This window comes from Chryseobacterium mucoviscidosis (genome assembly GCF_002177115.1).
In the GTDB taxonomy this organism is placed as follows: Bacteria; Bacteroidota; Bacteroidia; order Flavobacteriales; family Weeksellaceae; genus Chryseobacterium; species Chryseobacterium mucoviscidosis.
This window is the reverse complement of the sequence record NZ_MVAG01000081.1, coordinates 41,880-59,024: the sequence shown is the minus strand read 5'-3', so window position 1 is coordinate 59,024 and position 17,145 is coordinate 41,880. Positions and strand designations below refer to the sequence as shown.

Sequence of the window (17,145 nt, the reverse complement as noted above, 5' to 3'; positions counted from 1 at the left end):
AACATTTATTAAATATTATTTTAAATTTGTAGAAATCATAATTAATTATATATGAGAAGATTTCTACTGTCTTTCGTATTAATATTTTGTACGATCAATACGCTTTTTGCACAAAGAGACACCGATCACTGGATTGCCCCGTTTTATACATCCGTTACAGGGTACAACAATGCTGTATATCTTTCTACGGATTCAACAACTCCGTTTGACGTAAGAATATACAATAACAATAACCTTATTCAGACGGTTTCGGTTGCAAAAGGAGCACCCGTTTCGTATGCTATTGCCGCTAATCTCATCAATGGAACAACTACCGCAGATGCCTTTACAGTAGGTACAAAAGGTTTATATCTTAAAGGAGACAAACCGTTTTACTGTACTTTAAGATCCGCTCAGACTGCGCACGGAGAAATCATTACCTCTAAAGGTAAGGCAGGAATAGGAAAAAAATTCTATGTGGCAGCAACTCCCAGTACAGCAAGCAGTTCCGGTAATAATTTTACAGCAGGAATTCTGGCTACCGAAGACAATACATCGGTTACCGTATCATGGAACACCGCAGGTTTAGTTTTTATCGGAGGTACTCCCGGAGGAAATTCACAAACCTTTACTTTAAATAAAGGACAATCTTATATTTTAGCCGGAAATCATTTAACCTCTGCTAATTTAAATGGCTTCATCGGTGCTAAAGTAGTTTCAGATAAACCTGTAACCCTTACGAATGGAAATGCTAACGGAAACTTTGCAACAAATACTTCTGATGGCTCAGATTTAATTATGGATCAGTCGGTTCCGGTGGAAAGACTGGGGAATACTTTTGCCATGGTAAAAACCAAAGCGACCAATCCAGCCCTGAACATGGAAGGTGGTATTGTTATTGCCACAGAAGATAATACCCAGATTTTTATTAACGGAGCCACAACACCTGTTGCCACAATTAATGAAGGCGAATGGTATAGAATTAACGAGACAAGCTACGTAGAACAAACTGCAGGAAGCGGACATTTTAATATGTTCATTTCAACTTCCAAAAATGTTTATTTATATCAGTTTATAGGAATTCAGGGATTCTCATACAATGGAGGATACAATTATATCCCACCATTGAACTGCTTCCTTCCGAGAAAAATTGACGAGATCGGAAAGATCAACGAAATGCCTGGTGTTTCAGGAGTTACCCTGAAATTAAATATCTTAACAGAGACAGGAGCGGCTGTTACGTACAGCATCGACGGCGGACCGGCAACTACTCCAACCGCTGCTCAGGGACCTTATCCTTTAACAGGAAACACCAACTGGGTAACCTATGCTATTGATAACCCGACAGGAAATGTAGTAGTAACCTCAACGAAAGCAGTAACAGCCGGAGTAAACGGAGGATACAGCACTGCAGGTTATGGAGGATATTTTGCAGGATTCTCTTCCATCCCGATTATTGCGAAGAAAACAGGCGAATGTGTCCCGGGAATTATTCTTGAGGTTGACGACAGCTATGAAACCTACCAGTGGTTCCTGAACGGAAATCCGATCACCGGAGCAACACAAAACGTTTATACGCCTACCGTAGCTGGAAACTATACTGTGAAAGTAACCATGGGAACCTGTCCGCCTGTTACCACTCCCATCTATAAAGTTTTTTCATGTGTAAGAAATACAACAGCAGCTCTTAATGCCTGTGCAACGAAAGTCATTACTCCAGCTTTCTCGCTCACCACAACACAGACGCCTGTTGCAAGTACGGTAACCATTCTTACCTATCCGACAAACGGAACGGCAACGGTAAACGGTGCAGGACAGATTACCTATATTCCGAATCCGGGATATTTAGGTCCCGATAATATTGTTTATCAGTTCTGCGGAAATGCGCCCGAATTTATTGACTGTGAAAAGGTAACTTTAAATCTTACAGTGGTACCGTTTATTTTATCGGACACCACCATCAAAGCATGTCAGTACAACGGAAAAGGGTTCTTTGATCTTACCGCAGCCAATGTAACGACATATTCACCGGTGGTCAAGAAATTCTATCCTACCCTGGCTGACCTGAATGCAGCAACCAACGAAATTACAACTCCTGCGAATTATCTTTCCGCAGCAGGAATTGTCTATGTAAAAGTAACAACCAATGAAGGATGTACAGGAAATGCTAAAATAACTCTGGCTTATCTTCCGACTCCGGTGGTAACAGAAGCCACCATCAGCGAATGTTATCTTGAAAATAACGAAACAAAAGCGGCATTCAACCTTTCGCTTGCCAATGTTTCCACAGAATCGCCGATTACCAAAAAGTATTATCCGACTTTTGTTGATGCAAGCAACGGAACCAATGAAATTCTGAATCCTTTAGCATACGTTTCAGGGAATGCTTCGGTTTACATCAGAGTGTACAATTCCAACGGATGTTATGCAATTGCCAAAGTAAACTTAGTGGTAATTCCTCCGAAAAGATCTACGGTTCTCGTGGATAAGATCATCTGTATCGACGGAAGAACAAATCTTGACGCAGGACCGGGATATCAGTCTTACCTGTGGAATACAGGAGCAACCACTCAGGTATTATCAGGAGTGCCGGTAGGAGATTACTGGGTCATCCTTAAAGACAACGGATGCTCTGTGAAGCAGTTTGTAAGTGTGAAAAAAGCAGTAGATCCTGTGATTTCGGAAATTGAAATTTCAAACAATACGGCAACCGTAAAAGTAACCGGAGGAAAAGCGCCTTATAAATATGCAGTGGATTCGCCTACAAACTGGCAGGATTCTAACGTATTCACGGGACTTTCAAGAGGACAGCATATTTTCTATGTGAAAGATGCCTACAACTGTACCCCGATCTTTGTGGAGGTAACGGTTCCGAATTTATTAAATGCCATCACGCCGAACGGAGACAACAAAAATGACTTCATAGATTACAGCGAACTGGCGTACAAGGAAAATTTAAGCTTCGTGATCTACGACCGATACGGAAATAAAATTTTTACAGGAGATAAATTCAACAATTACAAATGGGACGGTAAACATTTCGACAAGAAAATACTTACCGGAACTTATTGGTATCATATCAATTGGAACGAACCCAACAAGGAAAAAACACCAATTAAATATTCAGGATGGATCCTTGTTAAAAATATTGACTAAGCAATACAAAAGCTGAATCTTAAAGCCACGATTTTTGATCGTGGCTTTTTTACGTATTTATAACCATTTTTTTGGAAATATTATTAAGAACATATTAAATATTCTGTTATTTTTGCAAGAATCCTAATTCTATAATTATGAATAAAATTCTACTGTCTTTTGTACTGATGCTTTTCGGCATGAGTACTCTTTTTGCACAGAGGGATACAGAGCACTGGATTGCACCTTACTATGCATCCGCAACTGGATATACCAATGCGTTATATCTTTCAACAGACTCTACCACTCCTTTCGATGTAAAAATTTATAACAATAATACTTTGCTAACGACCGTTACCATCAGCAAAGGAAATCCTCAATCGTATACCGTTCCTCTCGCTAATATAACGGCTACAGCTTCAGCCGATGCTTTTACGGTAGGTACAAAAGGTTTATATCTTAAAGGAGACAAACCGTTTTACTGTACATTGAGATCTGCACAAAGTGTGCACGGAGAAATTATTACATCCAAAGGTAAAGCAGGAATCGGGAAATTATTCTTTGCAGCTAATGCACCCAATACAACGGCAGGAACCGGATCGGGCAACAATTTTACAGCAGGAATTCTCGCTACGGAAGACAATACATCAGTTACCGTAACCTGGACAACCTCAGGAATTCAGTTCATAGGTGCTCCCGCCACTTTTACAGGAAATACTCAAACCTTTACTTTAAATAAAGGGCAATCTTATATTTTAGCCGGGAATAATAGTACTCCGGCAAACCTTACGGGATTTATCGGAGCCAAAATAGTTTCAGATAAGCCCATAAGTTTAACCAACGGAAGCGCCAACGGAAACTTTGGAGCAGGAGGTTCGGGCGGTTCAGATTTAATTATGGACCAGTCGGTTCCGGTGGAAAGACTGGGGAATACTTTTGCCATGGTAAAAACAAGATCTACCGCTCCTGCCGAAAACATGGAGGGTGGAATTGTGATAGCCACAGAAGACAATACTCAGATATTTGTGAATGGAGGAACGACTCCACTAGCAACAATCAATGCCGGAGAGTGGTTTAGAATTAATGAAACGAATTACATTCAGCAGGGAACAAGCGGACATTTCAATATGTTAGTCTCTACTTCTAAAAATGTATATTTGTATCAATTAGTAGGAGTAGGTACTTCAAACAATACAGGAGGATACAATTATATACCGCCTTTGAACTGCTTCCTTCCAAGAAAAATCGATGAGATCGGAAAAATCAACGAGATGCCGGGAATTTCCGGAATTACTTTAAAGTTAAATATCCTAACTGAAACAGGAGCAGCTGTTACGTACAGCATCGACGGTGGACCGGCTACCACTCCAACCGCTGCGCAGGGACCTTATCCGTTAACAGGAAACACCAACTGGGTAACCTATGCTATTGATAACCCGACAGGAAATGTAGTAGTAACCTCAACAAAAGCAGTAACAGCCGGAGTAAACGGAGGTTTCAGTTCGGCAGGTTATGGAGGTTATTTTGCAGGATTCTCTTCTATTCCTTTAATTGCAAAACAGACAGGAGACTGTATTCCGGGGATTATTCTTGAGGTTGATGACAGCTATGAAAGCTACCAGTGGTATCTGAACGGAAACCCGATCATCGGAGCAACGCAAAACGTTTATACGCCTACCGTAGCAGGAAATTATACTGTAAAAGTAACCATGGGAACATGTCCGCCGGTTACCACTCCCATCTATAAAGTTTTTGCCTGTGTAAGAAATACAACAGCAGCTCTTAATGCCTGTGCAACAAAAGTCATTACTCCCGCTTTCTCGTTCACCACAACACAGACTCCGGTGGCAAGTACGGTAACCATTCTTACTTATCCGACAAACGGAACGGCAACGGTAAACGGCGCAGGACAGATTACCTATATTCCGAATCCGGGATATTTAGGTCCTGATACTATTGTTTATCAGTTCTGCGGAAATGCGCCCGAATTTATTGACTGTGAAAAGGTAACTTTAAATCTGACGGTGGTTCCATTTATTTTAACGGACACAACCATCAAAGCATGTCAGTACAACGGAAAAGGATTCTTTGATCTTACCGCAGCTAATGTAACGACATATTCACCGGTGGTGAAGAAGTTCTATCCTACCCTTGCTGATCTGAACGCAGCAACCAACGAAATTACAACTCCTGCCAATTATCTTTCCGCAGCAGGAATTGTCTATGTAAAAGTGACGACCAACGAAGGATGTACAGGAAATGCCAAAATTACTTTAGCCTATCTTCCGACTCCGGTTGTAACTGAAGCCACCATCAGCGAATGTTATCTTGAAAATAACGAAACAAAAGCAGCTTTTAATCTTTCGCTTGCCAATGTTTCCACAGAATCGCCGATTACCAAAAAATACTACCCAACTTTTGTTGATGCAAGTAACGGAACCAATGAAATCCTGAATCCTTTAGCATACGTATCAGGGAATGCTTCGGTTTACATCAGAGTGTACAACTCCAACGGATGTTATGCAATTGCCAAAGCGAACTTAGTGGTGATTCCTCCAAAAAGATCTACGGTTCTTGTGGATAAGATTATCTGTATCGACGGAAGAACAAATCTTGACGCAGGACCGGGATATCAGTCTTACCTGTGGAATACAGGAGCAACCACTCAGGTATTATCAGGAGTGCCGGTAGGAGATTACTGGGTCATCCTTAAAGACAACGGATGCTCTGTGAAGCAGTTTGTAAGTGTGAAAAAAGCAGTAGATCCTGTGATTTCGGAAATTGAAATTTCAAACAATACGGCAACCGTAAAAGTAACCGGTGGAAAAGCACCTTACAAATATGCGGTGGATTCGCCTACAAACTGGCAGGATTCTAACGTATTCACGGGACTTTCAAGAGGACAGCATATTTTCTATGTGAAAGACGCCTACAACTGTACCCCGATCTTTGTGGAGGTAACGGTTCCGAATTTATTAAATGCCATCACGCCGAACGGAGACAACAAAAATGACTTTATCGATTACAGCGAACTGGCATACAAGGAAAATTTAAGCTTCGTGATCTACGACCGATACGGAAATAAAATTTTCACAGGAGATAAATTCAACAATTACAAATGGGACGGTAAACATTTCGACAAGAAAATACTTACCGGAACCTATTGGTATCACATCAACTGGAACGAACCCAACAAGGAAAAAACACCAATTAAATATTCAGGTTGGATCCTTGTTAAAAATATTGACTAAGCAATACAAAAGCTGAATCCTAAAGCCACGATCAAAAATCGTGGCTTTTTTGTGACAATATATTATCACATTTAAAAACATAATTTGAATATGTTTAGAAAATTCCATTATTTTTGCATGAATCCTAATTCAACAATTTATGAATAAAATTCTACTGTCTTTTGTACTGATGCTTTTCGGCATGAGTACTCTTTTTGCACAGAGGGATACGGAGCACTGGATTGCACCTTACTATGCATCCACAACAGGATATACCAATGCGTTATATCTTTCAACAGACTCCACCACTCCTTTTGATGTAAAAATTTATAACAATAATACTTTGCTAACGACCGTTACCATCAGCAAAGGAAATCCTCAATCGTATACTGTTTCTGCCAATCTTATTAGCGCAACAACCGCTTCGGAAGCATTGCAGATCATTACAAAAGGAATTTATCTTAAGGGAGACAAGCCTTTTTACTGTACATTGAGGTCTGCACAATCTTCTCACGGAGAAATTATTACATCCAAAGGTAAAGCAGGAATCGGGAAATTATTCTTTGTAGCCAACCCACCAAATACCAATGCAGGAACCGGTACTTCCAACAATTTTACTGCGGGAATTCTTGCAACGGAAGACAATACACAGGTTACCGTTACATGGAATACTTCAGGATTGGTCTTTTTAGGAGGATCTCCTTCCGGAACCAATACCCACACTTTTACCCTTAACAAAGGGAAGTCTTACATCATGGCAGGAAATAATGGCACCGCAGCAAATCTTACGGGATTTATCGGAGCCAAAATAGTTTCAGATAAACCCATTACCTTAACCAACGGAAGTTCTAATGGTAATTTCGGAGCTTTAAGTTCAAGTGGTTCAGATTTAATTATGGATCAGTCGGTTCCAGTGGAAAGACTGGGGAATACATTTGCAATGGTAAAAACAAGATCTACCGCTCCTGCCGAAAACATGGAGGGTGGAATTGTGATAGCCACAGAAGATAACACTCAGATTTTCATTAACGGAGCTACTGCACCTATCGCAACAATTAATGCCGGAGAATGGTATAGAATTAATGAAACCAATTACATTCAGCAGGGAGGAGCAAGCGGACATTTCAATATGTTTATTTCAACTTCTAAAAATGTATACTTGTATCAATTAGTTGGTGTAGGAACAGAAAATAACACAGGAGGATACAATTATATTCCGCCTTTGAACTGCTTCCTTCCGAGAAAAATTGATGAGATCGGAAAGATCAACGAAATGCCAAGTGTTTCGGGGGTAACCATGAAGCTTAATATTCTTACAGAAGCAGGAGCGGCTGTTACGGTGAATGGAGCAACTCCAACCGCTGCGCAGGGACCTTATCCTTTAACAGGAAACACCAACTGGGTAACTTATGCTATTACAGGAATTACCGGAAATGTAACGGTAACCTCCACCAAAGCGGTAACAGCCGGAGTGAATGGAGGTTACAGCACGGCTGGTTATGGAGGTTATTTTGCGGGATTCTCTTCCATTCCTTTAATTACAAAACAAACCGGAGACTGTATTCCGGGAATTGTTCTTGAGGTTGATGACAGCTATGAAACCTATCAGTGGTATCTGAACGGAAATCCTATTCCGGGAGCCAATTCAAACAGTTATACGCCGACAGTAGCAGGAAATTACACCGTAAGAATTACAGTAGGATCTTGTGTTCCTGCAATAACGCCTGTCTATAAAGTGTATACCTGTCTTCAGCAGTCTACGAAAGCGCTTACGGTTTGTGAGGGTTATCAGGCAGTAGTTCCTGCCTTTACAAATTCTACACAGACGTATGTTCCGAGTACGGTAACGATTGTTACGCCTCCAGCAAATGGTTCTGCTGTTATTGATCCTAATGGAGTAATTATCTACACCCCAACTTTTGGTTTTACAGGTACAGATACAATAGTTTACAAATTCTGTGGAAACGATCCTGATTTTACAGATTGTGAGCAGGTAACTTTAACGTTTACCGTTTCTGCAAGTCCTACTGTAACGGATGCAACACTGAGATCATGTTTTATTCCGTCTAATCCTGCTACGGCATTATTTGACCTTACAACGGCTCTTGTATCTACCACTACAGGAATTACCAAAAAATATTATCCTTCTTTAACGGATGCACAGCTCGGAACCAATGAAATCCTCAATCCGGCGAACTATATTGCTCCCAACGGAGTCGTTTTTGTGAAAGTAAGCAACGCAAACGGATGTTTCAGAATAGCTAAAGTTACTTTAATTGTTCTTCCACCAGTGTATTCCAGTGTTTTACAGGAGAAGATTATCTGTATTGAAAATAAAACAACTTTAGATGCAGGTCCAGGATTTACAGCGTATTTATGGAGTACAGGTGCAACAACACAGTCAATCAGTAACGTTACCACAGGAACTTACTGGGTAGATCTGAAAACAGGAAATTGTGTAACGAGACAGACGGTAAAAGTCTATGCTTCGGAGCAGCCTGTTATTTCAAGCATTGATATTTCCAATAATACCGTTACGGTAAATGTATTGGGAGGAACAGCTCCTTATCAATACTCTATTGATAATATTCATTGGCAGGATTCCAATGTATTTACCAATGTTCCGAGAGGAAATAATATATTCTATGTAAAAGATTCTTACAACTGTAATCCAATGCAGGTAGAAGTTACCGTACCGAATCTTATCAACGTGATTACTCCGAACGGAGATGGCGTAAATGATATGATAGATTATTCTGCATTAGGAAACAAGAAAAATTTTGTGTTCAATATTTACGACAGATATGGTACAAAAATGCATGAAGGAAATAAGGAAAACGGATATAAATGGGACGGCTCAGTAGGCGGTAAAAAGATACCTACAGGAAACTACTGGTACGATGTAAGCTGGAATGAGCCAAACGGCAAACAGACCCCGATTAAATATTCCGGATGGATCTTAGTGAAAAACAGAAATTAATTTTAAATATTTCTTTAAATAATACTCTGAAAACCATGATTTTGATATCATGGTTTTTTTTATTTTTTTAAGCTCAGAATGCTTTTTATTATTAAATTTGTGTTAAAGGCAATATCTGAATGAAGAAAATTTTATCTTTTCTGTTTTTACTTCTCTTTTTCACCTCTACTCTGGCACAATTGGATAGAGAACACTGGTTTGCACCCATGGTAGACCGCACAGGAAATTCAAACCCCAATCAGAAACTATATCTTTCTACTAACCGTACCACCCCTTTTCCGGTAGAAATTTATAACAACAATACTTTAATTGCCACAGCAACGATCAGCAAAGGAAATCCTCAAAAAGTTGATATTTTAAGAGATTATATTATTACATCACAGCAGACAGATCTTTTTACTCCAACAACAAAAGGACTTTATGTAAAAGCAGAATTTCCCTTTTACGCCAACTTAAGATTTTCAGTATTTAATCACGCTGAAATTATTACATCCAAAGGAATTCCTTCCACCGGAAAAACTTTTTACGCAGCCAATGCTCCCCTCTCTGTAAGTAATTCTATCCTGAATTTTATGACGAGCGTTCTGGCAACTGAAGACAATACCACCGTTACCATAACAGGATATAAACCCACTGTACAGTTTTCCAACGGAACAACGGGAGCAACCAATCCTACCATTACGTTTAATTTAAATAAAGGGCAATCCTACATCATCGACGGAATCGGAAATATTACAGGAAACTTTGACGGATTTATAGGTGCTAAAATTACAGCCAATAAAAACATTAACGTTACCAATGGAAATTTCAACGGACAATATGCAGGAAACTATCCTCAGAGTTCTGATATCCTCATGGATCAGTCGGTTCCTGTAGATCGTTTGGGAAATGAATTTGCTTTGGTAAAAGGTAACGGAAGCATCGGTTCGAATATGGAAGGCGCTTTGGTAATTGCCACCGAAGACAATACGGAAATCCGTGTAAATAATGAAGTTGTTCCTGTTGCCACTTTAAACACGGGACAGTATTTCATGATTCCGGACTCCAAATATCAGCTTCAGGGAAGCGGACATTATAATTTATACATCAAAACAACCAAAAACGTCTATATTTATCAGGTTCTTGCAGGTGCAAGTACCGCAGGAAACGAAGTGGCAACCGGTGGATTCAATTTTATTCCTGCATTGAACTGTTACTTACCGAAACAGATTAACGAACTTGGATTAATTGATGAAAACTTTGTGTATTCCAACGGGAATCCGAATGGTATTTTAAATATTCCCACAAAATTAAATCTCATCACAGAAAGAGGTGCAGTGGTTACCGTAAATGGAGTTACCCCTCCGGCTACAACAGGGCCTTTCAATATGACGGGAACCCTGAATTGGGTAACTTATGGCATTCCCAATACTGCAGGAACCGTAACTGTTGTTTCCTCTAAGGCGATAACTGCGGGAATTAATGCAGGAAGTGATGCTGTCGGATACGGAGGTTTTTTTGCAGGATTTCCTACACAGCCTGTCATTTTAAAATCCGGTGGAGACTGCGCTCCGGGAATTATTCTCACAGTAGATCCTGTAATTTATGACACCTATCAATGGTACGTCGGTGGAGTTTTAATTCCGGGAGCAACAGGAGCTTCTTACTCACCCACTCAGTCCGGCTATTACACCTGTTCGGTAACGATGGGAAGCTGTGCTCCATTAATCACAGCACAGTACAAGGTACAGAACTGTACAAAACTGTCTACCGCGACCTATGATGTCTGTACCACAAAAACAATTACTCCTGCATTTACCAGTTCTACCCAGACTCCGGTTCCTTCTACAGTTGCCGTGCTTACGGCTCCGACTTTAGGAACGGCAACCGTAAATGCAACAACAGGAGTTATTACTTATACCGTTACGAATCCCGGAACTGCAGGAACAGACACTTTCACGTATACATTCTGCGGGAACAACCCTGATTTCCCTGACTGCGAAACTGTAACCGTTACCATTAATATTCAGGTTTTAACGGTGAATAATGCAACATTAAAAGTCTGTGATAACGGATCGGGACAGGGAATATTTAATTTAACAACAGCCAATGTTACCACTAATTCTCCGGTAACCATTACCTATTATACTAATCTGTTGGATGCCCAGAACGAAACTCCGGGAACCGCAATTACCAATACGACTTCTTATACCGCAACGAACGGAACCATTGTGTATGCAGTGGTAAAAAATACACTTGGATGTAAAGCTATTGCCCAGATTACGCTTAATCTTTATCCTTTTGCCAACGTTCTTAATAATTATACCGGAACTTTTTGTGATGATAATCTGGACGGCGTGGTGAATGTAATTCTGCCTAACATCACCCCTCTTGTTTTAAACAATCCGACTTATTTTACGAATGTAAGATATTACGCCAACTTAGCAGATGCCAATGCCGGAAACGCAAATACATTACCCAATAACTGGTCTTACACAACCACCACTACAATTTATATAAGAGTAGATTCTCCGGACGGTTGTCCTCCAGTTGTGAAGCCGCTTGTTTTTGTTATCGGAAATAAAATTTCTTTAATTAAAACCACACACGCCATCACCATGTGTGATGATAATCTGGACGGTACAAAAGTGATTGATCTGATGCCTTATATCAGTCAGTTTACAACAGATCCTTCTGTTACCGTGACTTTTCACCCTACTCTTCAGGATGCACAGAACAACACGGCGCAGATTGCAAACCCAATGAATTTATCGGGAACCCAAACGGTTTTTATAAGATTTGAGAAATCCGGAGTCTGTCCTAATATTGCTTCAATTACTGTTACGATAAAAACTCCGAAATCGTCACTTATTCTGAAAGATAAAGTATTTTGCCCTAAAACATTAACTACTTTAGATGCAGGACCGGGATTCGACAGTTATCTATGGAGTACCGGAGCAACCTCCTCTTCAATCGGAAATGTTGCGCCCGGAAATTATTGGGTAGATCTTACTGCAGAAGGCTGTACTTACAGACAAAGTGTAACCGTTACAGAATCTTCTCTTCCGGTTATCACGATGATTGAAATAAACGGAAGTACCGTAACGATAGGAGCAAGCGGTGGAACTCCGCCTTACGAATATTCTCTGGATGGCGTAAACTGGCAGAGTTCAAATGTTTTCATGAATGTTCCGAGGGGAAATCATATTATCCACATTCGAGACACCAATCAGTGCGAGGAAGTAACCAGACCATTTGTTATTATTAATCTTATCAATACAATTACGCCTAATCTTGATGGCTATAATGATGCTATAAATTATTCTGAATTAATGAATAATGACAACATTATCTTTAGAATTTTTGACCGTTATGGAGCAGAGGTATTTCGAGGAGCGCCTTCCAACAGATTTACCTGGGACGGAAGAGTCGGAGGAAGACTGGTAAACACAGCAACGTACTGGTATTTCATAAGCTGGACGGAATTTGGAGGTACAACCACTGTAAAATATACGAGTTGGCTTTTGGTAAAGAATTATTAATCGGAATGAAAAATCATTAAAAATTTTCACACATTTTATATTTAAATGCATCCTTATAACATTCATTAACAATTCCTCATTAAAGTTTAATATAACTTTAACCTGTTTTCACTACTAAAATAGGTATAGCTTGTTGGTTTTCTGCGTAATTTTGCGGTATTATATGAAGAAGTTATTTACTCTGCTGCTGTTGGTTTTTCTGGCAAAAATTAACGCACAAACATACTCCGGAGAAGTTTTTCTAAAAGATAATTCTGTTTTGTATCTGAACCAGATGTATGTTACGAATCTTAATACCCTGAAAACTGTTTTAAGTGATTATAATGGTGATTTTTCTATTTCTGCCAATCCGGGAGATGTGATCCGTTTTACGTCGATTATTACAGAGCGAAAAGATATTAAGCTGACGCCTCAGATGATGGATCAGAAAAATCTGGTTGAGCTGAAAGTAGCGTATCACGATATTCAGGAAGTCATCATCAGCAGGTTTAAGCCTACCGGAAACTTACGTTATGATGTAAATTCAATCAGAAAAGAAGATAAGGCTTTAGCGATTAAAAAAGTCATTGGTCTTCCGGAACCTAAAGGAGACGGAACTCCGCCGCAGCTTCCTGTTGCAGGTCTTCGCGATGGTGGTCTTACCTTCAGCCTAGAAAGCATTTATGATATTCTATCCGGAGAAAGAAAGAAAAAACAACGTTATGTAGCCTACGAAAGAATGAATAATTCTGTAACGCAGATTAAAAATTATCTGGGAAAAGATTATTTTACGAAATTCAAAATTCCTGAAAACTTAATTGATAATTTCCTGCAGTTTGTATACACTTCAGAAAATATTGAACCCTATGTTCTTGCCGGAAACTTTGAAGCTGTAAAAATCCCTATAGAAAAATATCTTCCGATTTACCAGAGAAGATTAAGGAATTCTCACCTTCAGGATGTTCTGAAATAAAATTTCTCATTATACAAATAAAAAAAATGTACATTTTCCAAGTGGGATGTACATTTTTTTGTTTTACTTAAAATAATTTTTAAATTTAGAAAAAATTGATTGTTCATTACAGTTGGTGTAATTTTCGCTGCAATTTTGGATACTAATGCCTTAAAAATAAATCAATTAAACGAGAAAATATTTTACTTTTACACTTTAATACCAGTGAATGAAAAAGTTATTTATATTTTTTAGTATGATTCTGTACATCACTCTTTCCGCTCAGTCGAAAGGGAAAGATTACAGTGAAATTTTAAAGAGTAAAAATATTTACGAAATTAATGCTTTCCTGAGAGATGCTCATCCCGATGATCCGCGAAGATCTATACTTAAGCCTCGTGTTATGGAAATGATGAAAGAATACATAAAAAATGCTCAACCCGGTGACCAGAAAGTAAAGCAAATGCAGGACTGGCTTGCTATGCTGAAGCGAAGACCTTCTACCAAAATATCTTTTGATGAGATGAATGCCCTCATCAAGCAGAAACAGATTGCAAAATATCAGAAAGAATTGCAGGTGGGGCAATCTGCGGTAGTGTACACACCAAGCAATCCTAAAAACGTATACATTGCTCCTGCTGCTCCTTCCACAACATCTGCAAACACTAAACCTGTTGCTGCCATTCCTGATGCAGAAGCTTCTGAATTTAATATGCTGATGGCGGAAAATCCGACGGAACATAAAAACAAAACGGTAAAAATCCTTAACTCTCTTTTCGATAACGACCCCAATGCGAAAGAATGTATCGTGATGATTGAAAATAAATCTGACTGTAATATTATTGTACGAATAGAAGGAATCGGGACCACGAAGTACAGGCTTCCTGTTCCTTCGCACGGCGACAATTCGATTGTGGTACAGAAAGGTGATTATCTTTTCACCAGTATTGTTTGCGGAGCTCAGTACGCCTCACAGAAAACCATCCAGAAACCCATCATGGTTGCATTGGGAAGTTCTATGAGAAAATAACGCAGTTAGCTGTTATTTTCAGGTTTAAAAATGAAGCATTTGCTTAAAATTAGTTATTTTTGCAGGATTTTATAAATGTCTCATGGGTAAAAATAAATTAGCAAGATTCGCAGAAAACAAGATATTACCAAATGTTATTCAGCCAACTAGAGAAGATGCTTTAAATGGTTTCGATCTTAAAGGAAAATGGAGAACAGATTTCTTTAAAAACGACAATCCTATTGTTTTAGAATTAGGCTGCGGAAAGGGAGAATATTCGGTAGGTCTTGCAAAAACATTCCCTGAGAAAAATTTTATAGGAGTTGATATTAAAGGGGCAAGATTCTGGTTCGGCGCTAAAGAAGCCGTAGAAAACGGTATGAAAAATGTGGCTTTTCTGAGAACCCAAATTGAGCTTGTTGATTATTTTTTCGGAGAAAATGAAGTGGATGAAATCTGGATTACGTTTCCTGATCCGCAAATTAAATATAAGCGTACAAAACACAGATTAACGCATCCTGACTTTTTAGAAAGATATAAGAAATTCTTGAAACCCGGTGGAATTATCCATTTAAAAACAGATTCGGAATTTCTTCACGGCTACACTTTAGGATTTTTACAGGGGGCAGGTTATGAAATCATTACTGCACACCACGATATTTACGGAGCCTTGGAGTATGATCCGAATACACCGCATCTAAGGGATATTAAAACATATTATGAAGAGCTTTTCTCTGCCAAAGGAAAAACAATAACTTATATTAAATTCAGAATTAACTAACAAACAAAAACACACGATGAAAAAAAAATCAGTATTTCCAGACACTTTACAAATTTAACTTATCGGTAATTTTTAGGTGATAAAATTCACATAAACAACTAAAGGCTGTACTATTTTACATCCTTGTATTTTCACGTATAAACACAAAAAAGATAAGTTATGAAAAAAGTAATGTTGATTATTTCGACGGGAATTCTCGTATGCTGCAGCAGCGTTCAGGAACAAAATAAATCCCAGAATATTTTAGAAAGTAAAAACATCAGCGAAATTGAAGATTTCCTGAAAACCGCACATCCGGATGATCCTAAAAGAAACGTATTAAAATCTAAAATAATTGCCTTGAAAAACTCGGAGTGGACCAAAGGAAAAAAGGATGCCAAACCGATGGAAGCAAGACCTGTTATTTCTGAGATCTCCACTACTCTGATGAAGAATTCTAATGCACAGGAAACAGAAGAATTTAAACGCCTGATTGCTTCTACACCCGCTGAACATAAAGAGAAAACCGTAAAACTGCTTAATGCGATGTTTAATGAAGATATCAGCAGCAAAGAAGTTATTCTTTTGTTTAAAAATAATTCTGACTGTAATATCGTTTTAAGAATTCAGGGAAAAGATTTCTATAATCTTGCAGTACCTGCAAAAGGAGAAAATTCTATCGTAATTAATAAAGGAAGTTATACTTTAACGAGCCATGTCTGTGATGTTTTATATTCCTCACAGAAAGAAATTAAGAAAAGTATTTTTTTAACCATTAATAATCCTGTTCAGACTGGAAAATAAATTACAACGGGCGAGTAAGTAAAAGTTTTAAATTTACGTAAGAAAATTTTGTTATGAAAAAGCTTTTTTCTTTTACGGTTATTATGATCATTGCTTTAAACAGTTGTGAGACTACTCATTACAGGACAAACAACGATGCTGTAAAAAATCCTCATACAAATCCAAATACTGTTAGCAGAACCTCTACTGCCAATCAAACAGAATTAGAATATCAGACTTTAATAAAAACGTACAAATCCGAAACGGCGGCAGTTTTAACGGATCTTTTAAACGGCTCCGAAGACAGCCCGAATACGTCAATTACTGTTGAGAATAATTCCCGCTGCAATATGGTTCTTACGATTAGCGGAAATAATTATTTCAAGAAAATTCCGATTGGCGCCAACAAAATAGGTTCGGCAATGGTTCCTAAAAATCAGAATTACAATATTTCCGGAATGGTTTGTAATTCGGTATACCAGAAAACAAAGTTTATCAGTTCGTCTTATAATGTAACGCTTTCCAACTAAGAAAAAATATTTTATCAAAAATAAGTGATATATTAAATAATTTATTATATTTCGATAAAATCATTGCGGAATCCGAAAAGCATACAGAGTAGGAAAATTACAAATTAAAAAACTATGAAAAATTTGAAAAAAGTTTCAAGAAAAGAATTGAGAACAATTAAAGGTGGTTACAGAAAATGTAGTGACGGTTGTAATGAAGAAACTGAAATATGCTGTTCAGGTGTTTGTAGAATAGGTGTAGATAATCCAAATTTTCCAGGAATGCTTGTTTGCCCTTAGTAAGATAT

Annotated in this window: 10 protein-coding genes; all 10 read left to right on the top strand. The window is 38.5% G+C overall.

The window, feature by feature from the left end:
• Window positions 1–51 precede the first annotated feature (51 nt).
• The 10 genes from B0E34_RS04455 to B0E34_RS21230 all read left to right on the top strand — a co-directional run bounded on the left by B0E34_RS04455 (window position 52) and on the right by B0E34_RS21230 (window position 17,137).
• Window positions 52–3,135, top strand: coding sequence for an FIDD domain-containing protein (locus B0E34_RS04455; protein ID WP_087707182.1), 3,084 nt, complete (start codon window positions 52–54; stop codon window positions 3,133–3,135).
• 137 nt (window positions 3,136–3,272) lie between these two features.
• Window positions 3,273–6,365, top strand: a complete 3,093-nt coding sequence (locus tag B0E34_RS04450) for an FIDD domain-containing protein (protein ID WP_087707179.1) — start codon at window positions 3,273–3,275, stop codon at window positions 6,363–6,365.
• A gap of 139 nt (window positions 6,366–6,504) precedes the next feature.
• On the top strand, window positions 6,505–9,324 hold the full coding sequence (locus B0E34_RS04445) for a T9SS type B sorting domain-containing protein (protein WP_087707176.1): 2,820 nt from the start codon (window positions 6,505–6,507) through the stop codon (window positions 9,322–9,324).
• A gap of 119 nt (window positions 9,325–9,443) precedes the next feature.
• Window positions 9,444–12,845, top strand: a complete 3,402-nt coding sequence (locus tag B0E34_RS04440; RefSeq protein WP_087707174.1) for an FIDD domain-containing protein — start codon at window positions 9,444–9,446, stop codon at window positions 12,843–12,845.
• Between the two features lie 163 nt (window positions 12,846–13,008).
• Window positions 13,009–13,797 (top strand): hypothetical protein, encoded by a 789-nt coding sequence (locus B0E34_RS04435; RefSeq protein ID WP_087707171.1) that lies wholly within the window; start codon window positions 13,009–13,011, stop codon window positions 13,795–13,797.
• Window positions 13,798–14,005: 208 nt separating this feature from the next.
• Entirely contained in the window at window positions 14,006–14,806 is an 801-nt protein-coding gene (locus B0E34_RS04430; RefSeq protein WP_087707169.1) for a DUF6759 domain-containing protein, read from the top strand.
• An 82-nt stretch (window positions 14,807–14,888) separates the two neighbouring features.
• Window positions 14,889–15,566: a tRNA (guanosine(46)-N7)-methyltransferase TrmB gene (trmB, locus tag B0E34_RS04425; RefSeq protein ID WP_087707167.1), complete on the top strand. Its 678-nt coding sequence runs from the start codon at window positions 14,889–14,891 to the stop codon at window positions 15,564–15,566.
• A gap of 159 nt (window positions 15,567–15,725) precedes the next feature.
• Window positions 15,726–16,349, top strand: a complete 624-nt coding sequence (locus B0E34_RS04420; RefSeq protein ID WP_087707163.1) for a DUF6759 domain-containing protein — start codon at window positions 15,726–15,728, stop codon at window positions 16,347–16,349.
• 53 nt (window positions 16,350–16,402) lie between these two features.
• On the top strand, window positions 16,403–16,858 hold the full coding sequence (locus B0E34_RS04415; protein ID WP_087707159.1) for a DUF6759 domain-containing protein: 456 nt from the start codon (window positions 16,403–16,405) through the stop codon (window positions 16,856–16,858).
• Between the two features lie 114 nt (window positions 16,859–16,972).
• Window positions 16,973–17,137, top strand: a complete 165-nt coding sequence (locus B0E34_RS21230) for a bacteriocin-like protein (protein ID WP_165762947.1) — start codon at window positions 16,973–16,975, stop codon at window positions 17,135–17,137.
• Window positions 17,138–17,145: the final 8 nt, after the last annotated feature.